This is a genomic window from Gluconobacter sp. Dm-44 (assembly GCF_018256175.1).
Lineage (GTDB): Bacteria > Pseudomonadota > Alphaproteobacteria > Acetobacterales > Acetobacteraceae > Gluconobacter > Gluconobacter cadivus.
This window is the reverse complement of record NZ_JAERLZ010000005.1, coordinates 204,103-227,317: the sequence shown is the minus strand read 5'-3', so window position 1 is coordinate 227,317 and position 23,215 is coordinate 204,103. Positions and strand designations below refer to the sequence as shown.

Here is a 23,215-nt window from a genome sequence, read left to right as displayed (position 1 = left end):
GTGGGCTACGGTCACGCAGCCTCACGCGGCACGATGGCCAGTTCCGTCGTGGTCGGCACCGGTTTCCTGCGAAAGCGTCGCCACAGGAGGCTGGCGCCATATCCGGCAGGGAAGGCGAAAGCGAAAAACCATCCGGTCCAGCCGAGCGGACTCATCCATTCCGTCTGAACCGACGGAAGATGGGGAACCGCGACCGGCAGAAGAATGACGGACACCCGGTCATAGGCCAGATCCTGAACGGCATTTGCGACCATCAGCTTGATCTTGGGCAGCAGCCCCGACACAGCCGTTCCGGAATCGTACCGGATGACGACCGATGCCGTGGCCGGTTTGTCCACACCCGTCACTGGATCGCTTGCGGCAGGTGCGATATGAACACGCGCATCGATCACGCCATCAATATCATTGAGCGTGTGCCCAAGCTCCTGACTGATGCCGTAATACAGCTTGGCGCGCTCGGCCGTGGGGGTGCTGATCATGCCCTGCTGCTGGAAGATCTTGTCCATGCTGTCATATCCGTTGCGGGGATAATGACTGCTGCGCAGGATGGAGACGGCATCCGCCACATGCCGTTCCGACACTTCCACAGTGGAACTGCCGTCCTTGGCGATCAGACGGGTGGCTGAAATCCCGTGCTGCAGAAGGATGGCGATCATCTCCATCGCATCACGTTCCGAAAGCTCAGTGTAGAGCACCGTCTGACACGCAGTGAGGGAGAGGAGAAGGAGCAGGGCGGGAAAGGTGAGAAACAGACGCCGGATACGGAACATGGTCTCAGCCTCCCTGTGTGAGGAGGCTCTTCAGCGTGGAGGTCATGTTCTGTGACGACACGGTGATGATATGGGTTTCGAATTCGGAGTTGGTGAATGCCATCTGTCGCGTCAGGGCCTCGTTATACATCGCAATCCCCTCCTGCTCGACTTTCTCGAACAGACTGTTCAGAGGGGCGGTCTTTCCATCCGCTTTGCCTGCGGAAGCGACATTGGACGCGCCTGAAAGTCCCGCTGTTCCGACGCTGCCCTGTGGGAGAGCCAGATGTTCCGTTCCCGTCGTCGGAATAACAGTCGGCGCCAGCGTATTGAGCGTCGAAAAAGCGCTGCTGATCCGCCCCAGTCCGGACAGGATCTGGTCTCCCAGTGTGTCTGTGGTGGAGAGGGATTGCGTCTCGTATGTCTGGCGGGCAGGTGTGCTCTGCAGGAAGGCAATCTGATCGTCGCCGGGCGCAGGCGCTCCTGCGGTCATGCCGCTCGTCTGGTCGGTGAGGGAGCGCTGGACCAGCGCTGTCGCATCCAATCCCGTAATGCCTGTCATACCTGCGACCCCGAACAATTTCCTGCAACAGGCCCGGACCTATCGGGATCAAGCCTAGGGGCGAAAGCTGATCTGAACCTGACCTTCATACAGGCTGCCCGAAAGTGCCTTCAGACGTTCGGCAAGAATTGTCGGGCCTCTGCGCGCGGTCTATAGAAGAACAGATGAAGCAGAACTCCAATTGCAGTTCAGAAAAGACGGCGATGCTGCACCGGCGATTTCTTTCCGGCGTTCTGCTGGCTTCTGCGGTGCTGGGCTCTGGGGTGCTGGCACTGCCGCACAGCGTCCGGGCCGAGCCGCTCCCGCTGCCCGATCAGGGACGCTATACGGTCATCCATCAGACTTTGCCCGACGTCCTGACCCAGTTCTGTGAAGACGTGAATTTGCGTGTCGTCGTGGACCCATCCATTCAGGGGAATGTGCGCTCCGGTTTTACCGCCGAGACGCCGCTGGCATTCCTGAATGCGCTGTCCGCCGAATATAGGCTGGACTGGTATTATGACGGCAATACGCTGCACGTCACACCATCCTCCGCGACGACGACACAGTCTTTTCCGCTGGGTGGTGTGTCTTATGCGGCATTGATGCGCGCTGTGGACGCGAAGAAAATGCTCGAGCCCCATTATTCGGTCCACACCGATGATCGCGGGCGTTCCGTCAGTGTCTTCGGGCCGCCTGATCTGCGAGATCGCATCAGCCAGACGATCCAGTCCCTCAGCGGACCAAGTGCAGGCCATCGGACTGTCAGAATTTTCCGGGGAAGTGCCGTTCAGGACGTCTCGAAATAGATCGGGACGTTTTTTGACGAACGGATATAAAAACTCTTCCCGGTCAGAAATTATGACCGGGAAGAGAAGTGCGCGCAGGTTTCAGGACGTCTGCTGCGAGGGAATGGGGGCCAGATCCGGCAGTTGTCCGGTCGTGCCGGAGGCATCGGTGCCCGAAGCGTCGCCGCTCGTTCCCGTGTCCTTTGCGCTGGAACTGCTGGAAGAGTCCTTGTTCTTGGCTTCCTGAGCCTGACCGAAAGAAATCAGGCTGGCAATCTGTGCGGTTGAGCCCAGCGTGACGGTGAGAGGCTTCAGGATCTTGTCGAATTTATCACCGAAATCTTTTGCCTGGTCGCTTTTGGACTTGGCAGGCTTTGCTTTCGGTTCTGCGGTGACAGTCTCGGTTTCAGTATGAGGGGTGTGCGTAGTCGGCGCATGTTCAGACGCTATCGACGCAGGATGCATTCCCGAATCCTGCGAATAAACGGAGCTGGTGGGTCTCGGCGCCGTGTTGTGAAGGGTCTCGTTGAAACCCGTAATTTCGCTCTGCGGGGTGGAGGTGCTGCCGCCCGCGTGGGTTACAGGCGTATGCGGCTCAATTTCGCTGGATCCGATTCTACCGGGCATCTCTGGCTCTCTCCATAACTTAATGTTGCGCTCATCACCGAAATGCTGAAAGACCGGGAAAGCGGGGCAAATCGGCGTGCTTTCATTCTGTAAGAGAGCAGTCTGTCTTTATCCTGATCTGGTTTTGACATTTACAAAGCGCTGTTCCGGTTTCACGGAACCATAATAATCTGATGGAAATCAGGCTTTTGGGCCCTGTCAAAAAAATTCCATATTTCAGAAGGCCGCCTGAAATCGTCAGCATCGGATAAGATTGATAGGTTGCGCCCCTCAGATCTGTTCTGCGCTTCGTTACGAAAGTTTTTTCATGCGGATTTCTTTTCCGTCACGTGCTGTGTTCCTTGCTTTCACGCTGGCGGTGCCTCTTGCCGGCTGTGTCTCAAACGCTTCACATAACGCACAGGATGTCGCGCGGGAGCGGCAGGCGGCTCGCAACCCCGGAACCATGATGAAAGTCGGCGACAGCGCACGCGCACGCGGAGACTGGACCACCGCCGCCGCTTTTTATGGCCGAGCCGTTGCACTGCGCCCCGGACAGCCGGATTATGTCGGGCCTTATGCCGAAGCGCTCATGCATCAGGGGCGGACGAACGAGGCGATCGAAGCCATTCATGGTGCAGAGGCCAACGCAACGTCTGCCGAGCGTGTACGTCTTGCACTGCTGCTTGCCCAGTTGCTCAATACCGCACAGCGGTCACAGGAAGCGATCGGGGTTCTCCTCCCCGTGATCCAGCAGAACCCCAATTCCGCTCCTTTGCGTGTGGCGCTGGGAATTTCCTATGAAATTTCCGGAGATGCACAGGGCGCACGCCAGAGTTATCGCGATGCGCTGCGGATCGACCCGAACAATATCGCCGCCGCCAATGATCTTGCCCTTTCGGAAGCCCTTGGAGGGCAGCCTCACCAGGCGCTGACCGAGCTTCTGGCCCTGCGGACGCAGGCCGTGGAGCGCGGGGCTTCAGCAGCGTCGCTCTCCACGATCGATGGAAATCTGGCGATTGTTTACGCTCTTGAGGGCAAATTATCGGACGCGCGGCAATCCGCACGCTCAGCGGCCCTCAGCAGCGAACAGATCCAGCAGAATATGCGGTTCTATACGCTCCTGCACGCCGCTCAGGGCGTGGATGCCGCCTCGTCCGCTGCGGGAGACTGAGACGCATCAGTCTGCGTCGTGGTGTTTGTGGATGTTGCCGGGGTGTCGCTTCCAGTCGTCGCAGACGAACTGGCTCCCCCCGTGCTTCCACCACCGACGGCGGACGGGAAATTCGACGTCGCGGGCGTTCTGTTCTGCGAAGTGCGATCCATCCCCGCTTCCCACAATTCCACAACGCGCCCAAACCGCGCGCCATTGGCCGGTTGCAGATGGGCAGGCTCCAGCAGATCCCCCGGATTGGCAATTTCCGCGGCGAGCGCTGCGGCCTGAAGACACTGTCCAAGGGGATAAAGGCTGTCGGACGTGTCTCCGGTCCAGGATGGGCGGACGGCCTGACGACAATCGGGTTGGGCTACGACATACGCCCTGAGCACGAGCGTGTCCCACGTGTCATGGATCACGCGGATCCGTGCCGGTTCCACACCGGCACGGACGAGTGCGTGCGTCACAAGAGCCGTGATCTGCGGGTCCGCACCGTTGATCGTGGCGTGGACGGCGCGCGGGTCGCCCAGTTTGGTGAGCGCGGCGTCGAGCGCGTTGTCTGCGTTGGCAGCGTCAAGAGGAATGCGATGCTGGTTGACGCCCAGAAGAAGCGGCGGCGGAGGGCCAGACGAACGGGTGCCGCTGAATGTGCATCCGTCCAGCGACAATGCAAGAAGGGCGAGGAGCGCGTGTCTCATTCGTAAAGAAACCCGGCCGCACCCTGAAGATGGGGCATGCGTGTGGGATCGGGCGCATCCGTTGCGGTCGCCGCCGAGCGTCGGAGCAGCAGCGCCTCGATGGCGGATGTCGGGCGGATATAATCGGTCGGTAGCGCCGGAACACGATCGGACGGGTGAACGATATAGGCCGTGACGACGATCAGAAGTTCGCTCTCGTTGCGCTGGAACGACGTGGAGCGAAACAGCGATCCAAGCACCGGAATATCCGCCAGCCCCGGCACCTTGGAGATGGTATTGCTGGCGTCGTTTGAAATCAGGCCGCCGATGGCAAAGCTCTGACCCGATGCAAGTTGAATGGTCGTATCGGCCCGGTTGGTGCGGATTGCGGGAACGACGCTGCTGCCGGAAATGGAATACGCGCCTTCCGACGCTTCGGTAGAAACGGAGCTGACTTCCGGTGCGACATGCATGCTGATGGTCCCATCAGACAGGACCGTTGGCGTGAAATCGACGCTGACACCATAATTTTTGTAGGTAATCCCGACAGTGCCCAGACCCTGCGGGATCGGAACCGGGAACTGCCCGCCGGACAGGAACTTGGCTGTCTCGCCGGACATGGTGGTGAGGTTGGGCTCCGCCAGCATGGTCGCAAGCCCCTCCGTCGCCATGGCGTCCAGTGTGCCCGTCACGGAAGACCCTCCGCTCGTATAGCTTCCCGAAAGCGCATTGGTTGCGCTCGACAGGGCCTTGATCGCGCTGGGGACACCACTCAGTCCGCCCGTTGCAGCACCGATGGCAAAAGAGCCCACACCGTTGAAAACCGTCGTCCAGTTAAAGCCCAGATCCTGCGAGAGCTGACGTTGCACTTCCGCGACGCGCACCACAAGATTGACCTGAACCGGCTCGCCGATAGTCAGACGGTTGATCAGTTTCGCGCCGTTTCCGCCGTATTGCCGGGCAAGAGCCTCCAGATGTGCGGCGGCTTTGGCATCTGGAACCGAGCCGGACAGGACGACGCCTTCAGGCGACATCTGGACCTGAACATTCCGGCCGCCTTCCTTGGCGATCATGGTACGCATCGCGTCCATGTTAAACGTCACCGTCACATCGCCGGAAATCATTTTCTGACCACTCTGGTCCAACACGATGAGTGTCGTATGGCCGGGTTTTTTGCCGAAGATGAACAGGCCGTCATTATCGGTGTATTGCACGTCCATAACCGTCGGATCGGCAATCATGACATTACCAGCCGCGCGGGGAAGCTGGATCAGTTGCGCTCCTCCGACAGATAGCGTCATGGACCCACCGTGGCGGGCGGGCTGCATCTGTGCGGCTGCGTTTTGCGGAATGACTCCGACGCATACGGCACCCATAAGCAGAAAAGATCCCTGCAATGCGCCTGTGCGGGCGGTCTGCCAGAAGCGTATGCGGTGTGTTGAACGGCCTGAAATCATACTGAAAAACTGTCCCCGTCCATCATGCCGTAAGTCCCATGTCCTTATCGAGCCGTGCCGCAAGGCGATAACCCACGCCACGCACGGATTCGATCGTCACGAGAGAGCGTGCCTTTGCAAGTTGCCGTCTGATCCGACTGACACGGACTTCAAGGGAGTTCGGGCAATACTCGGCCTGCGCGCCATAGACGTCGTGCTCAAGCCCGGCGCGGGGCACGACGTGACCACGGCGGCGCATCAGAGATTCCAGAATGAGAGTCTCGCGGCGCTGGAGCGTGAGTTCGAGATTACCGACCCGCACTTCACGTGTAGCGGTGCAGAGGGTGAGGTCACTGAACTGATGCTGCTCTGCCGACCGGATGCGCGGGCGACGCATGATAGTGCGAACACGTGCGACCAGTTCGCGGGGGCTCACATCGCGCGTCACGCTGTCATCCGCGCCCGCTTCAAGGGCCGCGATCCGCTCGTCCTGACAATTGGCGATGAGCACGAGGAATTCGTCGCCGTCATGTCGCCGGCAGCGACAGCGCGCCTGCCACCAGACGCTGTAGACGCCATCGCCACTTGTGGAATCCAGCAGGACAAGACTGTAATTCGAAGCCGTCAGGGCCTCGTTTGCATCGTCGAGCGTCGTGAAAACATCTGCACCGAAACCGGCGCTCTGAAGGGTTTTGGCAAGGCCGTCGGCATACCCGCTATCGGGGGACATGATCATCAGTCTCATGTGCGTTTCTCCTGCAAAATCCGTTGATCCGTCATTGCTGTCTGGCAATGACTGCATCGGCCCCGAACACGTCCGTTCCAATGGACGCGATGGGATGGACCGGGAATTCGTCGGCAAGGTCCTGATACGAAAGAACGGGGTTGTCGAAGCCGTTCCGGATCAGGAATCCCCTGACGAACCGTCGCGTGTCGACCGAACACACGATGATGGGTTTGGTGGTTTCCGCTTCCGCGCCGGATTTTCCGGGCGCGTTGGCCAGACGCTCGCGGACGGCCTCCAGAAGTTTTTGGGACGCATCCACTTCCAGCGCCAGAAACGAGCCGGCAGGCGTCTCGCGGAGGGACTGCCGCAGAAGCTGGTCCGTTGCCTGCGACAGAACGATCGCGGGGATCGCCCTGTGGTTCGTCGCATAACGGTGGCAGATCTGACGGGACAGGGCGTTGCGGACGTGTTCGGCCAGCATCGGCACCTTGTTTTCGGTCTCGCCCCATTCCACGAGCGTTTCCAGAATGAGGCGCATGTTGCGTAGCGACACATCCTCTTCCACGAGACGCCTGAGAACTTCGGCGAGACGCTGGACGGGCACCAGTTTCGTGGCCTCGCGCGTCAGATCGGCATATTGTGCTTCCACGCGCTGGACGATCTGCCGCGTTTCCTGAAGCCCGAGGAAACGCCCGGCATGGCGACGCAACGCAGCACGGAAGCGGAAAGCAATGATCCCGGCATGATCGTGAAACCCGATCCCAGCCGCCCGGAGCCGTCCCTCGCTGACGGAGGGAACCCAGAGGGACGGATCATTGGTCAGCAGAGCAACGCCTTCCTCGCCATCTATTCCGGCAAGGTCCAGATGAACCGGATCGTCATGCAGCAGAAGGAAGTCCTTGCGGAGTTCATGCTCCTCGATGGGAACGTCTTCCAGATCGATCGAAAATCGCAAATCCCCGCTGTCGTCGCGCTGTCGGAGCGTGGGGGGCGGGAACTGGAAGCCTAGATCGTTGCCGATTTCCATGCTGACGCGCGCCAGAAGACGGGTCAGACGTCCCTGATCCAGAGTGGCGTTCAGCTTCTGGCTGAGGGTGATCGCCATCAGGGGGGTGAAATTTTCCTGAAGTGTCGTGCTGGTCTGCCCCGCCGGTGAGGCGGCGGAGAAGACATCGTCCTGCGTGCCGGGATGCGTTTCGGCGGAGCGTCGGAACACGCGGTTCGTCAGGCCCTTCCAATCCGGGTGACTGCCGCAGAAGAAAATTGCCGCCAGAATGAGGAAGACGGGTTTGGGAAAGCCGGGAATAAGTCCCATCGCCAAAAGAACGACCGACGCCACGCGCAGGGCGCTGCTGTTGGCCGTAAGCTGGGTCGCCATATCGCGGCCCAGATCCATGCCATGACCGCCCACGCGCGTGACCACGACGGCCGCCGTGATGGACAGCAGAAGGGCCGGAATCTGTGAGATCAGAGCATCGCCAACCGTCAGCAGCGTGTAGGTCTGCATGGCCTGACCGATCGCCATGCCATGCTGCGCCACACCAATGCCGATCCCGCCCACCAGGTTGACCACAATGATGATCAGCCCGGCAATCGCATCGCCCTTCACGAATTTCAGGGCGCCATCCATGGCACCGTGCAGGGCGCTTTCGCTGGCCAGTTCCGTGCGACGACGTCTGGCCTCGATCGCGTCGATATCGCCCGAGCGCAGATCGCTGTCGATGCTCATCTGCTTGCCGGGCATGGCATCGAGCGTAAAGCGCGCCCCCACTTCAGCAACGCGTTCAGTTCCTTTCGTGACGACAATGAACTGGACCGTGGTGACGATGGCAAAAACGACGAGACCGACGACGATATTTCCGCCAATAACGAATTCGCCGAACGTTTCAACAATCGCCCCGGCATCCGCCGTCGTGAGGATCAGCCGTGTGACCGTGACTTCAAGCGCCAGCCGGAACACGGTCGAGACGAGGATCATGCCGGGAAGCGCTGTCAGATCCAGCGGCGACCGCAGATAGACGGCCACCATCAGAAGCAGAACCGACAGGCTGAGATTGCATCCGATCAGCACATCCGCAAAGGCTGCGGGCAGCGGCATAATGAGCATGCCGATCGTCAGGACCAGCACCAGAACGAGGGCCAGATCCTGTCGCTGGCTCATGACCCGGAAAAAGGGCGTGAGATGCTTCATGCCGCAGCGTGCCGCGTATAGTGCGCAAAACAGGTCCGCGCTTCGTCGAGCCGACCAAGCTGATGCAGCGCTCGCGCTCTCAGAAGCGCGTTGCCCGCATCGGGAGTGGTCTCAAGCCTGTCGAGACAGTCAAGCACGACGAGGGCGAGTTCACTGCGGCGGATGACGGTATAGACATGCGCCAGCATTCGCAGACATTCTCGGTCTCCCGTGCGCTGGGCGAGCACCAGCAGCAGCATGGGCAGAGCCCGCCAGGGCCGTCCGCAGCAGATATAGAGATAGGCCAGAGACAGCAAAAGATCGCGTTGATCGCTCTCCATGCCTAGCCGCCGATCAGACTGTTGGACGCCTTGAGCAACTGCTCCAGAGCCGCAAGCTCATGCCTGAGCGTTTCCAGGCCCCCGGGAACGACAGGAGCCGAGCTTGAGCGTGAGGAGGCCTGTTCTTCCAGACGTCGTAGTAGTTCCTGTCTGCGGGATGGCAGAAGAACCGCCGGGTTGCGGAGATGCGGCATGATATGGGCATACACCGCGCCGATAACGGTGGGTGGGTCGATGGTTTCGGACAGTGCGTTTTCAGGCGCAAGCGTCTGGCGAAGGGCAGCAACTTCAGCGTTCAACAGACTGTCGTCATGCTGAAGCGACAGATCCTGCAGAGCGCGGTCGAGACGAACAGTGCCTTCAGACCAGACTCTCTGAACCATCTGTACTGTCTCCGGCTGATCTACCGGTGAGGCAAATCAGTACTGAAAGTTAACAGGCCGTAAACCCTTATGCATTATTACGGTATGTTTCCGTATTTCTGAAAGAGACAATCCTGTGACAATTTCAGTGCCGACCCGGTAGCGCTGCGAATGCACGACAATATTGGGATTTTTTCCTGTCCAGACGGCCTGAATGGGCACATCAACCGGGGGTGCCACTGGCGCAAGTGAGACATTCGAAACCCAGACAGCCTGCGTTCCGAAGGACGCATCGAACCATTTTTCCACGTCCCGGAATGTTTTCATCTCCTGAGCCGAGAGGCTTCCATCGATGATGATGACGCCGGAAGATGCACTGACCTTCAGTTCGGGAAGATTGTTTTTCGTTAGTTGCTGCACGACGAGGCGGCCAAGTTCGGCATCGCTGACCGGCTGCTGAAGTGAAGCTGTTTCCACATCGGGCGCGCGGGAAGGGGAGGCGCCGGCTGTTTTGTGCGCGGGTGTCGCGGAGTGTGACAATGCCTGTATTACGACGAGCATTAGAACTGTTGCCATTCCCCCGACGATCATGAGCGTGGGATTGGTTTTTCGTTTTGTATCGACAATATTTTTGGGTGGAGAGGTCAACTGTTCCGGCGAAGCCGCAATGGTGCCATCAGAACCCAGATGAAGGGAGACGGGACCAAGCCGGAGTGTTGCAGGACCTGTGACGGTCGTGCTCTCACCAGGCGGAAGCGCCACCGTATTCACCACGACATCCGGTGCGAGGGCATGCAGCAGATAGATACTGTCAGACTGTTGCCTGATCGAAAGATGTTGTACCGCAATGCCGTCATCGAGCAGCGCCATGCTCGCATCCGGGCCTGAGCCGATAATGACAGGCTCTGTGCCGAACGTCATGACGGCATCGCTGTGCAATCCGTTCTGAACAACCAGCATGATGCGTCCCGGCTTGGGAGGACAGGTCCTCCAGATGATAAAAACGGAAAATGGCCCGCACGACGGGGTCTGTCCCCGGCATGCAGGCCATGTCCGACGATGCGGAAATCAGTCCTTCGTGAAGGCAGACTTCGCGTTGCTTTCCATCGTCTGGGCAAAGTCGTTTGCAAATGTCTGGGCGTTGGAGATTTCAGACATCTGTTCCTGCTTCTGCAGGTTCTGGTCTTCCATGGCTTCGGACTCCTGCATGATCTGCTGCATGGTTGAGTCGCTGCTGGCAGAGATGGAACCGCTCATTTTGTTCTCCATGACATTGTTAGTGACTAAAAACAGCGCCGTTTTCTCTCAGCGCCATTCGGAAGTTCACATGAACTCCCGAAAACCGTGACGTTCGTAGCGAACGCCTGTACACGCTCTGCATTCTCCCGCCGCCCCGAAGAAGCGTCGGGCAGAATGCCGGGCGTCAACCCAGTGCAGACTTCAGTTCGGATGCAGCAGCGTTGCTGTTGAACGTGCCGGACTGAATTTCGCTGGCGAGCATCTTCGCAACATCGGCAAGGTTGTTGTTGCCAGCGTTCGAGGCTTCGCGAGCCAGAGCATTAAGGTTGTTAAACTCATCCGAGCCGGACTTGCCGGACTGCAGGGCATCCGCAATCGTGTCGACGTTGTTGCTCAGCGCATCGACGCTGTTGCCCTGAAGGGCCTGCTTGATGGCATTGCTGCTGCCGCCCTGATCGTAGGTACCATCCGACAGGCTGCGACCGATATTGCCCGCAACGGAAGAGTCGAGGCCGTTACCCTGCTGGCTGGCTTCCGACGAAACAGCCTGGGCGTACTGCTGCAGGGTGTTGCCGTTCGTGCCATTCATGTCGACGAGCGTCTTCAGCGTTTTCATGTCGTCGCTGAGATTGCCGGTCAGGGACAGGCCCGTGTTTCCGACGGGTGTGGGCGTCGAAGACCCTGTGTCGGACGAACCCGTGCCCGAGGCGTTGCCGCTGGCTTCCATTTCCTGCAGGAGCTGGATCAGGGCCTGCTCCATTTCTTGTGCCGTTTCCGTGCTCAGGGTCTGGCCGGTCGCTGAAGTGTTGAGGTCGCCCGTGCTCGTCGGGCTATATGTTTTGTCGTAACTGTCAATCGTGGACATACTGCTCTCCACATCAGGAAATCTGCGATCAGAGAGCAAGGTATGACTTACCCTCTTGCCCGAACTTCCCACCGGCTGCGGTTGCAGTTCTCATGGTCGTTTCGGTCTGAAGAAAGAGATATTTGAGCAGTCTGACCGGAACCTGACGTAAAATCTGCCAACACTCATTTCCGGTTAAAACGCGTCAATATTCACTGAATTGCAATCAAAGAGACAGGAACGGGGCGTCGCGGTTCCCACGCCTGAATGTTCACGGAGAGATCATTCCTGAAGGCTGTTTCCAGCCGCAAACAGGCGTCTGGCCTGCTGGAGAACCCGCTTCTGATACGCCGAATTCAGCTCGGGTGTATGAGAATGATAGTCTCCCACGGCCTGAAGAAGGTCTCCGTGCGTCTCGTTGAGGTAGCTCCGCAGGATAAGAGCCGAAGCGGCGATATTGAAACATCCGTCCGACACAAGGCGTGCAGCCGTCTGTGTGGCTGGCATGCGAGTGATCTGGGAGAGAAGGCCGACCCACTGTGTGTTGATCTGCATCAGCCCCAGATCGTCGGAGCCGTTCGTATTGTGATGCACGAGGCCAATGGCACCGCGTTCGACTTCCCAGATGGCAGGCAGGACCCGTGGAGGGAGATCGTACCGGATGGCGGCTGCGAGCATGCAGGCCAGAAGGGGAGCGGGCATGGCAGACCTGTCGGGATGCTTTGTCCCGAATGAAGAAATTATGAAGACAGCATTGTGAGCCTCGTCATGCGCTGGGCAGAGAAGGTTCGAAGCTTTAGTACCGTTTGACGAACGGTTAAAAAAGGTACGTCATCAAAATGTCATGTCCCAGACAGGTTTCCCGCGCCGAGCATCGCGATGATGCCGGTTTTACCCTTCTGGAAATTCTTGTGGTTCTGGCCATTCTGGGCCTGCTGGTCGGGCTTGTGGCACCGGCTGCCCTGCGCCAGTTGGGGGGCGCCCGCCAGTCCGTCGTCAAGCAGTCGATCGCACGGATCGGTACAGTTCTGGACATGTATAAGCTTGATACGGGTGATTATCCCTCCACGGAGGAAGGTCTGGATGCGCTTGTCCATCGCCCGTCATCGGTGGAGAACTGGAACGGCCCTTATCTGAAGGGCGGCGCTGTTCCTGCCGATCCGTGGAACCATGCCTATGTCTACCACGCCCCTTCGGAGCGGGAGGGGCATGACTATGACCTCTGTTCTCATGGACCGAACGGCCGGGGCGAGGCGGGATCAGGAATGATCTGCAATCCCTGAAGGACTGCTGTCTGGCGTCATGGTTTCCAGACGGATCAGACGCCAGGGAATGGGGCGTTCATCAGGAAGCATGATGGCCTCGGCATGACGCCACATCCTGAAAGCACCGTGAAAGACGATGGCGTCCACGGAAACAAGAACGACGCCGTTTCCTTCGCTGTTCGGATCCGTCTGATCCGCCCCACTTGAAATTCCGGATTTCAGCAGAGCCTGCCGGACGGATGGATCGCCGGTGTGGAGATCGGGCAGTTCCTGCTGGGCAAAAGACAGATGCGGCTCCAGCCCCTCAAGCAGCAAAGGCGTCATGCCGGGAACGGCCGAAAGATCATCCAGATCATGAAACGGCAGGCCCTGTGACACACAGGCCGACGCCTTGTCCGCCACATGAAATCCCTCACTGCGCCACGCCAGAAGCGTGGCTGCCAGAGAGGCGGCCTGATCGGACGGAAAACCCTGCGTCATTAGGAGCGCCGCCATCAGCGGCTGACTGGCAATGTTGGGATTGATCCTGTCACGTCGGATCTGACTGCGCGTCCTGACCTGAAACTCCGTGGCTTCAGGGCTGGAAGACCATTGACCCGTCGGGCGTGTGCGTCCCGTGGCGATGGCGTAGAGTTCCGTCGTGATGGCGGCGTCTGCCGTTGTCTGGAGGCGCGCTTTCCAGAGCGCCGTGCTTTCGAGGTTCAGAGACGCCCGGCCCAGCATCAGGGCCTGTGTGCCGATCAGGGCCAGAAAAGCGAGCGTCCAGAGCACCAGCAGCAGCGCAAACCCTGCCTCCCGGCCGCGCAGCGGACCATTTGGACGGGAAGGGAGCGATGGGGTGCCGCTTGGCATGTCAGTCGTGCAGTCCGACTGCTTTGAGAATGCGGTGCTGCGGATCTGCCGAGCCGGTCGGGGACATTCCGTTCATTTCGCTGGGCAGGAGCGCTGCGTGAAGAAGCTGTTCGCGCAGATCCTCCGTCAGGGCGTAGGCTTCGCTCTGGCTGTGGATGATATGGGGCGTGATGAGGATTAGGAGTTCCGTGCGGTTTCTTGTGTTGGTCTGGTTTGCCCCCAGCATCCCAAGGAGCGGAATGTCTTTCAGCCAAGGCATTCCGCTGTTGTTGCGGTTGGACGTGTCCGAGATCAGCCCGGCCAGTCCGACCGTCTGACCGTCCGCGATGACGACGCGCGACGTAACCTGACGCTGAGAGAAGGTCGGGCTGTTGATGGACCCGCTGCCGGTTGTCGTCGTGCTGGAAGCCACGGAACTGACCTGCTGGGAAATGTCGAGCGTGACCGTTCCGCCATTGCTGACATGGGGGGTGACCTGAAGGATCACGCCCGTGGGCTGATAGTTGATCGAATTCGTAATGGTGGAATTCGACGTCAGAACCCCGGTGGTCGAGCCGGTCAGATACGGCACCATGTCGCCCACCATGAGGGAAGCGGGCTGGTTGTCCACGACCATCAGTTCAGGCGAGGACAGGACGCGTACTTTCGTGACGGCCTGGAGCGCGTTGATGACGAAGGGCGCACCGCCCTGTCCGGAACCACCCAGAACGAAACCGGGGAACGAACTGGAGAGCTGCGACGACACCAGATTGGCGCTTCCGAGAGACTGGGACGCATTGCTGAGAATGCCGTTTATTCCGCCTGACTTGAAAAAGAACTGTGTGCCGTAATTGAGCGAGTCATTCAGCGTCACTTCGGCGACCGTGGCATCCACCCGGACCTGAAGAGGCATGATGTCCACCTTGCGGAGCATGGAGGCCACGGTCTCCATCTCATTGGCCGTGCCATAGACCAGAACGGCATTGTTCTGGGTGTCGGGAATGATGCGGATTTCCGACGTTTCGGAACTGTTGCCCGAACTGCCCAGACCCAGCCCCCCGAGCAGCGGATTATTCGAAATTCCGTCCTGTGCGGTCTGCGTCTGGCCGGACTGGCCGTCCGAAGAGGAACCGTTCTGACCGGAGCCCGAGAGCTGGTTGCCCTGCTGGGACGTTCCGCTGCTGGAAGACCCGAAGCCCATCCCGCTGCCGAAGCTTCCCGAACTCCCCGAACCGGACGAGGAACTCTGGAAGCCTGAAGAGGAGGTCTGGGCTTTTGCCGTGGGAACGGCCGTGACATGGCCGGGGGTGAAGGCCTGTTGCAGAACATAGGCCACGTCGTTCGCCCGGCTGTTCTGGATGTAGAACACATTCCATTTCCGCACGGTTCTGCGACGCTGCGCCTCGATGACGGAAAAGGCACGACGGGCCTGATCCAGAAGGGCGGGGGTTGCGGCAATGACCATCACCGCTTCGATATGCGGCATGGGAACGACCTGCATCCGGCCAGCGAGCGCCTGTTCTTTTTTGCTTCCTAAAGCAGCCTGAAGAGCCTGCGAGACTTCGCTGGCATTGCCGCTGGTTGCGGGGAACAGGGCATAGGACTGCCCGGCCAGCACATCGGAATCGAACGTCCGGACCAGTTCTTCCAGAGAGGCCCGCGTGGCGGGATCGCCCGAAATCACGACGGCATTTCCCGCCGGGGCCGCAACGATATGGTCCCCGCCCTTGAGGATGGGTTGCAGCGCCTTCACCAGACTTTCAGCCGAGGTGTAGCGCAGCGGAACGACCGTGTTGCCTGCCGTTCCGCCGCCGGTTCCCGCCGTGCCCGCAAGGGTGGTCACGCGATAAATGCCGTTCTCCTCGACCAGCGCCGCACCGGCGCCCGCGAGTGCGGTCCGGAAAACGGGCAGAAGCTGGTCCTGACGAAGCGGATGCGGCGTACGCAGGGTGATGGTGCCGTGGACGTTTGAATCAACGAGATAGTTGGCCTGAAGCAGCCGCCCGAGAATTTCGTCCGTGACCGACTGGATATCGGCATCCACGAAGTTGAGGGTCAGGGTTCCATTTTCGGAGGCGCCACCGCCCGTCTGGCGAGTGCCGGAGGCCCGGCCATAACTCAGCATGCCACCCCGGGCGGATTCCATGCTCCCGACCGGACCGTCAATGCGGGGCGTGGCCGTCTGGCCGTACAGATGTTTCGAGATCGGCAGGGGTGTCAGGTGCGGTGGCGTGGAAGAACAGCCTGCCAGCAGGGCCAGCGGCGGAAGTGCTGCCATGAGGAGGAAACGGCGGGACATCCCGGAGATGGCAAAGGACAGGGAAGCAGGCACGTTGTCTCTCAGTCTGTTCTGTCGGCGGAAAGGAATCATGGCCGGGGAGCGGTGGAGGCTGCGATGGAACGGGGGTCGCGCAACGCGAGGATGGTGAAGGACGCATCCAGGGCGCGCCCTTCAGCCGTTTCGTCAATCGCCTGCGGGTTGCCGGACACGTCGATCCGGAGATCATCGACCAGCAGGCGCGGAGCGGTGCTGTGGTCCAGAGCGTCCAGAAGACGGACCAGCACGCCATAAGATGTAGTGAGGGAAACCCTCACGCCGAGCCGCTCGAACGCTCCGGCGCGGGAGACGGGGAGCGGTTCCATGCTTGTTGGCAGGGCCTGACCCTCAAGGGCTGTGTCGTGCACGATCTGCTGGAGGCGGGCAAGGGCTGTTTCCTGTGAGGTTTCACTGATCAGGAGCGTGCTGCCACGGGCCTGAAGCGATGCCGTTTGGGCCCGTTTTTCAAGATCGGGCAGGGTGTCCACGAGGATCTGCGTATGGGCAAGGATGTCCTGCTGTTCGGCCAGATCGGCCTGTCCCTCGGTATATTGGTTCAGTAGGAGGGAGGCGGCAGAGGCGACCAGCACAAGCAGGGTAACCGTCATGCCAAGTGCGAGGAGACGTCCTTTTCGTCCGTCGGGAAGGCCGGAAATGGTGGGTGAAGCGGACATCAGGATCAGCCCGGAGCGTCAGCATGAAGGGTGAAAAGATCCTGCCGACGGTCTTCGGAGCGTGTGATCGGCCCCGAGAAAGCCGCGTTCGAAAATGCGGCGCGATGCTCCAGAATGCCGATCAGTTGCGTGGCCTGTGCGGACTGCCCTTCCAGCGAAACATGGCGCTCATGGAGATGCAGTTCCGTCAGGAACGTCTCTTCCGGCAAGGCCTGCGTGAGCGTCTGCAACACGAGGAGGGACGATCCCAACCTGTGTTCTTCCCGGCGGATGGCGGCTGGCCCCTGTGTGAAACCGGCGATGTCTCGTCGCAGCGCCTCAGCTTGCTGCTTTTCTGCGGACAGCGCGGAGAGGGCGTGATCGAGCCGCAGTCGCGAGATTTCCTGACGGATGAAGGGGGCTGCGATCAGGGCAAGACCCAGCAGGACGAGCAGGGACGGCCGGATCTTTCTGGTTTTCGAGGGCGCGCCGAGTGGCAGGGCGCCCTCCAGACCTTCGCACCGCAGATGCGTCGGGATGACGGCATGCTGCACCAGTTCCTGCATCGCCGCTTCAAAGGCACGACGCGGTGCCACGAGAAGGCGGAAGCCCACCTGACCGTTGCGCAGGGGAAAGGATTTCCCCGTTGGCGTGACAGTCCAGACGACGTCTTCGGGGCGGAACGGGGTCAGTCTGTCCAGATCGTAGCCGATGGTCTGCACTGCATGGGGGGCGGCTGCGCGGGGTAAAGTGAGTTCACGCGAAAGGATGGCACCGGCAGGCAGGACAAGGCAGACCGGCGCGGGACGGGCTGAAAGAAGGCTCTTCTTGCGGTAGGCCGGGCGCGGAAGGCGGGACAGGCTGCCGGCTTCGAGGGTTCCGTCCCGCCGGACCGGGAGGCGCAGATCCTGCCGCTGGTCCCGCCTTAGGGCGGCAGGCAGAAGCTCCGCCATACGGCTCACCCACCAGCGGAAAACAGCCTCAGGCCCCGGTATCGACAGGATCATGCGTTAAGACAGAACATGGGAAAAGCGGGGAGGGGCCACCTGATGAAACGGTCCACATGAAAGGCAATGAAAAGCTTCGCGAGGCAATATCATTGCACCCCTGCCCGATGACAGGGCTGGAATATTATAAATTCATGACAGTTCGAAAACCTCTCTGCCCCTGCATCAGGGCATCGGGTAAGTCATCGCAGGATCATGTCAGGATCACGAACGGCATAGCATGAGACGCGCCAGCCAGATCGCTGCGGCAAGGCACGGGCCAAAGGGAACAAGGATCGTCATGTTGAAGCGCCCCGAGCGCATGGCCGTTGCCAGAGCCAGCACGATACCCAAGGCCGAACCCGCACCGATGACGACAGGCAGAGCGCCCAGCCCGACCCAGGCTCCGCCCATGGCCAGAAGCTTGACGTCCCCACCTCCGAGACCCTGCCTGTGACGGATCATCCGGTATCCGGCGGCAATGAGCGCGAAGATCAGCCACCCGGCCGCACTCCCGAGCGCACGGTCGAGCACGCCTTCCGTTCCGGCTGTGGCATATCCTTCCACAAGCCCCACCAGAAGCAGCGGCAGCGTCAGCATGTCGGGAAGCCGCAGGCAGGTGAGGTCGATCACGGAGAGGGCCAGCAACCCCCAGCCGAGGATGCAGTCTCCCATAAGGGACAACGCGTCCCAGTTGGCCAGCCGGAAGGGGAGGTCCTGAAAATGAGCGGCTATCACGCGGGCCAGAAGGGCCATGGCGGGCACGGTGAGCGCTGCAAGTTCGATCCAGAGATGGTCCGGGGTAATCCGGCTCTTGCAGTGACGGCATCGCCCCTTCTGCGCCGCATAGGACAGGATCGGGATCAGGTCGCGGGCAGACAGCGGAACATGGCAGCTTTCACAATGCGAGCGGCCGGAGACCACGGTTTCCCCCCTCGGGATCCGGCGTATGAGCACGCCCAGGAAACTCCCCGCAACCGGGGCCAGAAGGAAAACGGCAACAAGCAGGGAAACGGTCATGGCGATGGGACACTGGCGGATTTGCAATCGCACGACAAGCGCGTGAGAAGTGTGCGTCTGCCCGGCCCGGCAAGCGGAATTCGCCATGTTCCCGGCTGACACGCGCCTTGAGGCCGCGCTGAGCGAGCGTGGCGTCTGCGAAGGTCGCGCGCTGGAACGGGCCCGCAATGTCGCGACCGAGACCGGACAGTCTCTGGCGCTTGTTCTGCTCCAGCTCGGTCTGGTCAGCGAGGGCGATCTGGCCGCAACCTATGCGGCCATGCTGGACGTAACGGTTCTGACGCCGGAGGATCTGGCCGCCGTTCAGGAACCGGTCCTGCCTGACGATCTGGGGTCACGGTTCCTACATCAGGCACGGGCCGTTCCGCTGGACCATGCGCAGGGTACGCTGCGTCTGGCCATGGCGGATCCGCTGGATGATTATACTTCGGCCGCTGTTCAGCTTGCTACGGGCTGTGAGGTCCGGCGTGAGGTGGGGCGGCCGTCGGATATTTCAGCGATTTTGAACCGGCTTTATCCTGAGGACGGCGCGGACGGCTCCGGAGGGCAGGGTGCTTTCGACGCGGAAGGGTCTGCCGCGGAGGACGATACGGACCGGCTGAAGGATCTCGCCAGCGAAGCACCGATTATCCGGCTGGTGAACCAGTTGATTTTCCAGGCTGTGGAAACGCGGGCGTCGGATATTCATATCGAACCCTTCGAGGACCGGCTTGTGGTCCGGTATCGTTATGACGGCGTGCTGCATGAAGTGGACAGCCAGAGCCCGCGTCTGGCGGCTGCGATCGTGTCGCGCATCAAGATCATGGCCAAGCTGGATATTGCGGAGCGCCGGTTGCCGCAGGACGGGCGCATCAAGCTGGCCGTGCGCGGGCATGAGGTGGATTTCCGGGTTTCGACCGTTCCGTCGCTGCATGGGGAGACGGTTGTCCTGCGTGTTCTGGACCGGACGACCGTCAGTTTCGACTACAGCCGTCTGGGCCTTGCGCCCTCCGTCATCGCGGCGTTCCGCTCTGCGCTGGAGATGCCCAACGGGATCGTTCTGGTAACGGGGCCGACGGGTTCGGGGAAGACAACAACGCTTTACACCGGGCTGGCTGGGCTCAATGCGACCGAGCGCAATGTCATGACGGTCGAGGACCCGGTGGAGTACCAGCTTTCGGGGATCAACCAGCTTCAGATCAGACCGGCCATCGGGCTGACATTTGCCAGTCTGCTCCGCGCCATTCTGCGTCAGGATCCGGATGTCATCATGGTTGGTGAGATCCGCGATATCGAGACCGTCCAGATCGCCGTTCAGGCGGCTTTGACCGGGCATCTCGTGCTGTCCACGCTGCATACGAATTCGGCTGCGGCGGCGGTGACGCGACTGCGGGACATGGGGCTGGAAGACTATCTCATGACGGCCGTTCTGCGCGGTATTCTGGCGCAGAGGCTTGTGCGGCGGCTGTGTGGACACTGTCGCCGTCCCGAAGCTGTCGATCCGGCACTGGCGCAGCGTCTGGGTCTTGATCCGGGGGCGTCGCACACGCTGTGGCATCCGGTGGGCTGTGCGGAGTGTCGTCAGACCGGCTATAGCGGCCGCAGTGCCGTGGCGGAATTCCTGCCGACATCGCGGGAGATTTCCCGTCTCATCATGGCAGGGGCGGACCATTCCGAGATCGAACAGGCAGCCGTTGCGGCAGGAATGGAAACGCTGTTTCAGGCGGGTCTGAGGCTGGCGCTTCAGGGAGAGACGTCCCTTGAAGAGGTTTCGCGCATCATCGGGCATGACGGATGAGTGCGGCGTCGGGGCCTTCCGAGACGTGGCACTACAGTGCGGTTGGTCCGGACGGGCGGCTGGTGCATGGCGACATGCTTGCCAGCACTGAACAGCAGGTGATGCAGCGGCTGCAACGGCAGAAACTGATGGTCGTGCAGGTTGCGCCCGCAACGCGCCGTGGCGTAGTGCAGGGCGGCGTACGGATGCTGCTTGGACGGCGTCATGCACTTCGGCTGCGGCCTGCGGAGGTTGCGGATTTTACCCGCAAACTGGCAACCATGCTGACCGCCGGGCTCGATCTGGACCGTGCCCTCAGGTTTCTGGGGGAAACGGCCGTGGGGCCGCGCAATGGTCGGGTCATCGGGGCGTTGCGGGACCGCGTGCGGGATGGTGAGGCCTTTGCCGAGGCCCTTGAGACCATGCCCTCCGTCTTTCCAAAACTCTATGTGGGTATGGTCCGGGCCGGGGAAGCGGGGGGCGCGCTGGGAGAGGCTTTGCTGCATCTTTCGGAACTGCTCGAACGGGAGAGAAAGCTGCGGGCGACCATCCAGTCCGCGATGATCTATCCGGCGGTTCTGGTCGTGGCGTCCGTGTTCTCGATCGTGCTTCTGCTGACGCAGGTGCTGCCGCAGTTCGTGCCTCTGTTTGAGGAAAATGGCGCCACCCTGCCGCTTGCAACGCGGATCGTGATTGCGACGGGCAGTTTCCTGACGCATTGGGGGCTGGTGCTGCTGGCCGCTTTCGGAATTGCGGGCGTTAGTATTAACGCCATACTTCGGAAGCCTGAGCGGCGGCTTGTCTTTGACCGTTTTCTGCTGCGGGTTCCGATCCTTGGATCGCTGCTGCTGGAAATCATGGCCGCCCAGTTTACCCGCACGCTCGGCACGCTGATGCAGAACGGTGTGCCTATCGTGGGGGCTCTGAGAATCACGGAAGGGGTGATTGGCAATACGGCGGGCGCGGCGTGTGTGAGCGAGGCCACGCGGGACATGCGCGAGGGGCGGGGCCTGGCCTATTCTCTGGAGCGGACGAAGGTTTTTCCCGAAGCCATGATCCATTTTCTGCGTGTGGGTGAAGAAACGGCACAGCTTTCGGCCATCGCCCTGCGGTCTGCGGATATTCACGAGGATGCAAGCCGCGTCATCATCCAGCGTCTTCTGGCCATTCTCGTCCCGGCGATTACCATCATCATGGGCGTTCTGGTCGCCGGGATCGTCTCCGCGCTGCTTCTGGCGATGCTGAGCCTCAATGATCTTGCACATTGACGCGCAGGGCCGGGGGGAGGCCGGTTTTACCCTTCTGGAAATCATGGTGGTGCTGGCCATTGCCGGAATCCTGCTGGGTGTTGCGCTGGAGCGGGGACCGCTGCGGAGTGAGGCCCTGTCCTTTTCCGTGGCGCGGCGACAGGTTGTGGATCTTCTGCATCAGGCTCAGGATCTGTCTGAAACCCGTGGTGAAACCGTGACGGTTCTGCTGGACAGCGCGGAGGGGACGTTCCTGACGGTTGAGGGGCGCACGCTCCGGACGACGCGCATTCACAAGCCTGCGCGGGTGTTTGTTCCGACGGTCTCGGGCGGGATGATGGCGCGGGCGTCTTACCGGTTCATGGCGGATGGGCGTGTGACGGGCGCGCCGCTGATGGTTGTTCTGGGCCATCATGCCGCTCTTGTCAGCTTCAGTGACGTGACGGGACGGATCCAGATCGATGAGCGCTGAACAACCGGTCCGCACTTTGCGCCCGGATCAGGGCTTCACGCTGCTGGAAGTCATCGTGGCCCTGATGATTGCGGGTTTTGCTCTGGCGGCCATGCTGGGCTCGATCGAAGCCGGACTGGCGGGTGGGGGACGGGCCGATCATGGTCTGCGCCTGCTCTCTGTGGCCCGGTCGCAGCTGGATGGTGCGCTGGCCATGCCGTCTTTCCGACCGGGGTCGCAGACCTATGACGTCCCGCCGCATTATCATTCCAGCGTGGATATCCGACAGGTTGCGGCGGCTCCGGCACAGGGGGAGCGGGCGTCACTGGGGCTGTTTTCGGTCGAGGTGCGGGTGTGGGAAGACGGCTCGGCGCAGTCTGTGTCTCTGTCGGGGAGGGCAGTCGGGGCTGCGGCGCAGGAATGAATCCAGATTCGGGAGAAGACGGCTTCACGCTGCTGGAAATTCTGGTCGTGACGGTCGTGTTCGGGCTGCTGTCCGTCGCCCTTTGGCAGGGTGTGGGCGTGGGAACGCGGGGCTGGTCGCAGGCGGAGCGACGTTATGGAGACGAAGCGACGTTTCAGGGGGCGGAAGACTCTTTGCGTCGTCTGATCGAGCGCGCAGAGACGCCCGATATCCGGGGAGGCTCCGTTTTTTCCGGTGATGCGGAGCGGCTCGGTTTCGTGTCGTGGCTTCCGGAGCAGGGCGGTTACGGCAAGCAGGTTCAGGTGGCGTTTGGCGTGGATGCGGGCAAACGGCTGGTTCTGCGCTGGCGGCGGTTCCGCCGGGCGGACTGCGCCCTGCAACCTGAAGTTCCGCATGAAGAAACGCTGGTCCGCGACGTGGGGCGCGTTGAATTTTCTTATTACGGCGTCGTTGAGGGACATTATGTCTGGCAGAAAACATGGGAAAGCCGGGTGCTTCCCCTGCTTGTCCGCATCCGGATGGAGCGCGTCGACGGGCGGGAACTCTGGCCCGCCATTCTGGTGCGTCCGTTGCTCGCCGCTCCGGCTGGGGAGTGAGGGCATGAGGGCAGAAAATGCGCTCAGTTCAGG

Annotated in this window: 26 protein-coding genes; 8 read left to right on the top strand and 18 right to left on the bottom strand. The window is 60.8% G+C overall.

The window, feature by feature from the left end:
* Window positions 1-11 precede the first annotated feature (11 nt).
* Window positions 12-770, bottom strand: a complete 759-nt coding sequence (gene sctJ / locus JK213_RS08505) for a type III secretion system inner membrane ring lipoprotein SctJ (protein ID WP_194262435.1) — start codon at window positions 768-770, stop codon at window positions 12-14.
* A gap of 4 nt (window positions 771-774) precedes the next feature.
* The gene (locus JK213_RS08500; protein ID WP_194262436.1) at window positions 775-1,311 is read right to left on the bottom strand and encodes a hypothetical protein; all 537 of its coding nucleotides are present in this window, start codon (window positions 1,309-1,311) and stop codon (window positions 775-777) included.
* Window positions 1,312-1,475: 164 nt separating this feature from the next.
* On the opposite strand from JK213_RS08500, the gene JK213_RS08495 reads away from it, so the two are divergent.
* Window positions 1,476-2,099, top strand: a complete 624-nt coding sequence (locus tag JK213_RS08495) for a hypothetical protein (RefSeq protein ID WP_194262437.1) — start codon at window positions 1,476-1,478, stop codon at window positions 2,097-2,099.
* An 81-nt stretch (window positions 2,100-2,180) separates the two neighbouring features.
* Here the strand turns inward: JK213_RS08495 and JK213_RS08490 are convergent, their stop codons facing one another.
* Window positions 2,181-2,705 carry a hypothetical protein gene (locus JK213_RS08490; RefSeq protein WP_194262438.1) on the bottom strand — a complete coding sequence of 175 codons (525 nt, stop codon included), beginning with the start codon at window positions 2,703-2,705 and terminating at the stop codon, window positions 2,181-2,183.
* 307 nt (window positions 2,706-3,012) lie between these two features.
* Between JK213_RS08490 and JK213_RS08485 the strand changes: the two genes are divergently transcribed.
* Complete coding sequence (locus JK213_RS08485; protein WP_194262439.1) at window positions 3,013-3,858, top strand: lipopolysaccharide assembly protein LapB; 846 nt, start codon at window positions 3,013-3,015, stop codon at window positions 3,856-3,858.
* Here JK213_RS08485 and JK213_RS08480 read toward each other — a convergent pair.
* From JK213_RS08480 to JK213_RS08435, 10 genes are all read right to left on the bottom strand, one after another.
* Window positions 3,819-4,538 carry a hypothetical protein gene (locus JK213_RS08480; protein ID WP_194262440.1) on the bottom strand — a complete coding sequence of 240 codons (720 nt, stop codon included), beginning with the start codon at window positions 4,536-4,538 and terminating at the stop codon, window positions 3,819-3,821. The two genes, JK213_RS08485 and JK213_RS08480, sit on opposite strands and share 40 nt — an antisense overlap.
* Window positions 4,535-5,818: a type II and III secretion system protein family protein gene (locus JK213_RS08475; RefSeq protein ID WP_194262441.1), complete on the bottom strand. Its 1,284-nt coding sequence runs from the start codon at window positions 5,816-5,818 to the stop codon at window positions 4,535-4,537. The genes JK213_RS08480 and JK213_RS08475 overlap by 4 nt, the downstream gene beginning before the upstream one ends.
* 178 nt (window positions 5,819-5,996) lie before the next feature.
* Entirely contained in the window at window positions 5,997-6,698 is a 702-nt protein-coding gene (locus tag JK213_RS08470; protein ID WP_194262442.1) for a response regulator transcription factor, read from the bottom strand.
* Window positions 6,699-6,729: 31 nt separating this feature from the next.
* Window positions 6,730-8,871 (bottom strand): type III secretion system export apparatus subunit SctV, encoded by a 2,142-nt coding sequence (gene sctV / locus JK213_RS08465; RefSeq protein ID WP_194262443.1) that lies wholly within the window; start codon window positions 8,869-8,871, stop codon window positions 6,730-6,732.
* Window positions 8,868-9,191 carry a type III secretion protein gene (locus tag JK213_RS08460; RefSeq protein WP_099285615.1) on the bottom strand — a complete coding sequence of 108 codons (324 nt, stop codon included), beginning with the start codon at window positions 9,189-9,191 and terminating at the stop codon, window positions 8,868-8,870. Before JK213_RS08460 ends, sctV begins: the two co-directional genes overlap by 4 nt.
* Before the next feature lie 2 nt (window positions 9,192-9,193).
* Window positions 9,194-9,574 (bottom strand): hypothetical protein, encoded by a 381-nt coding sequence (locus tag JK213_RS08455; protein ID WP_194262444.1) that lies wholly within the window; start codon window positions 9,572-9,574, stop codon window positions 9,194-9,196.
* Between the two features lie 36 nt (window positions 9,575-9,610).
* Window positions 9,611-10,513 carry an EscD/YscD/HrpQ family type III secretion system periplasmic domain-containing protein gene (locus JK213_RS08450; protein WP_194262445.1) on the bottom strand — a complete coding sequence of 301 codons (903 nt, stop codon included), beginning with the start codon at window positions 10,511-10,513 and terminating at the stop codon, window positions 9,611-9,613.
* Window positions 10,514-10,621: 108 nt separating this feature from the next.
* Window positions 10,622-10,810 carry a hypothetical protein gene (locus JK213_RS08445; protein WP_141306867.1) on the bottom strand — a complete coding sequence of 63 codons (189 nt, stop codon included), beginning with the start codon at window positions 10,808-10,810 and terminating at the stop codon, window positions 10,622-10,624.
* A gap of 166 nt (window positions 10,811-10,976) precedes the next feature.
* Window positions 10,977-11,657 carry a hypothetical protein gene (locus tag JK213_RS08440; protein ID WP_194262446.1) on the bottom strand — a complete coding sequence of 227 codons (681 nt, stop codon included), beginning with the start codon at window positions 11,655-11,657 and terminating at the stop codon, window positions 10,977-10,979.
* 261 nt (window positions 11,658-11,918) lie between these two features.
* Window positions 11,919-12,338 (bottom strand): lytic transglycosylase domain-containing protein, encoded by a 420-nt coding sequence (locus JK213_RS08435; RefSeq protein ID WP_194262447.1) that lies wholly within the window; start codon window positions 12,336-12,338, stop codon window positions 11,919-11,921.
* Window positions 12,339-12,475: 137 nt separating this feature from the next.
* On the opposite strand from JK213_RS08435, the gene gspG reads away from it, so the two are divergent.
* Window positions 12,476-12,919: a type II secretion system major pseudopilin GspG gene (gene gspG / locus JK213_RS08430; RefSeq protein WP_194262448.1), complete on the top strand. Its 444-nt coding sequence runs from the start codon at window positions 12,476-12,478 to the stop codon at window positions 12,917-12,919.
* On the opposite strand, the gene JK213_RS08425 is transcribed toward gspG, so the two are convergent.
* The 5 genes from JK213_RS08425 to JK213_RS08405 all read right to left on the bottom strand — a co-directional run bounded on the left by JK213_RS08425 (window position 12,896) and on the right by JK213_RS08405 (window position 18,795).
* Window positions 12,896-13,753: a type II secretion system protein GspK gene (locus JK213_RS08425; protein ID WP_228125499.1), complete on the bottom strand. Its 858-nt coding sequence runs from the start codon at window positions 13,751-13,753 to the stop codon at window positions 12,896-12,898. The two genes, gspG and JK213_RS08425, sit on opposite strands and share 24 nt — an antisense overlap.
* 1 nt (window position 13,754) lies before the next feature.
* A complete protein-coding gene (gene gspD / locus JK213_RS08420; protein ID WP_194262449.1) occupies window positions 13,755-16,064 on the bottom strand; it encodes a type II secretion system secretin GspD in 2,310 nt (769 codons plus the stop codon).
* 35 nt (window positions 16,065-16,099) lie between these two features.
* Window positions 16,100-16,723 carry a type II secretion system protein GspM gene (gene gspM / locus JK213_RS08415; protein WP_194262450.1) on the bottom strand — a complete coding sequence of 208 codons (624 nt, stop codon included), beginning with the start codon at window positions 16,721-16,723 and terminating at the stop codon, window positions 16,100-16,102.
* Between the two features lie 5 nt (window positions 16,724-16,728).
* Complete coding sequence (locus JK213_RS08410) at window positions 16,729-17,709, bottom strand: PilN domain-containing protein (RefSeq protein WP_194262451.1); 981 nt, start codon at window positions 17,707-17,709, stop codon at window positions 16,729-16,731.
* A gap of 204 nt (window positions 17,710-17,913) precedes the next feature.
* On the bottom strand, window positions 17,914-18,795 hold the full coding sequence (locus tag JK213_RS08405) for an A24 family peptidase (protein WP_228125500.1): 882 nt from the start codon (window positions 18,793-18,795) through the stop codon (window positions 17,914-17,916).
* Here JK213_RS08405 and JK213_RS08400 point away from each other — a divergent pair.
* From JK213_RS08400 to JK213_RS08380, 5 genes are read left to right on the top strand one after another with little or no spacing between them, the layout of a single operon-like run.
* On the top strand, window positions 18,794-20,485 hold the full coding sequence (locus tag JK213_RS08400; protein WP_194262452.1) for a GspE/PulE family protein: 1,692 nt from the start codon (window positions 18,794-18,796) through the stop codon (window positions 20,483-20,485). The genes JK213_RS08405 and JK213_RS08400 overlap by 2 nt on opposite strands.
* Window positions 20,482-21,732: a type II secretion system F family protein gene (locus JK213_RS08395; RefSeq protein WP_194262453.1), complete on the top strand. Its 1,251-nt coding sequence runs from the start codon at window positions 20,482-20,484 to the stop codon at window positions 21,730-21,732. The genes JK213_RS08400 and JK213_RS08395 overlap by 4 nt, the downstream gene beginning before the upstream one ends.
* A complete protein-coding gene (locus JK213_RS08390; RefSeq protein WP_194262454.1) occupies window positions 21,716-22,183 on the top strand; it encodes a Tfp pilus assembly protein FimT/FimU in 468 nt (155 codons plus the stop codon). The genes JK213_RS08395 and JK213_RS08390 overlap by 17 nt, the downstream gene beginning before the upstream one ends.
* Window positions 22,173-22,586, top strand: a complete 414-nt coding sequence (locus JK213_RS08385) for a prepilin-type N-terminal cleavage/methylation domain-containing protein (RefSeq protein ID WP_194262455.1) — start codon at window positions 22,173-22,175, stop codon at window positions 22,584-22,586. Before JK213_RS08390 ends, JK213_RS08385 begins: the two co-directional genes overlap by 11 nt.
* Complete coding sequence (locus JK213_RS08380; protein ID WP_194262456.1) at window positions 22,583-23,182, top strand: prepilin-type N-terminal cleavage/methylation domain-containing protein; 600 nt, start codon at window positions 22,583-22,585, stop codon at window positions 23,180-23,182. The genes JK213_RS08385 and JK213_RS08380 overlap by 4 nt, the downstream gene beginning before the upstream one ends.
* Window positions 23,183-23,215: the final 33 nt, after the last annotated feature.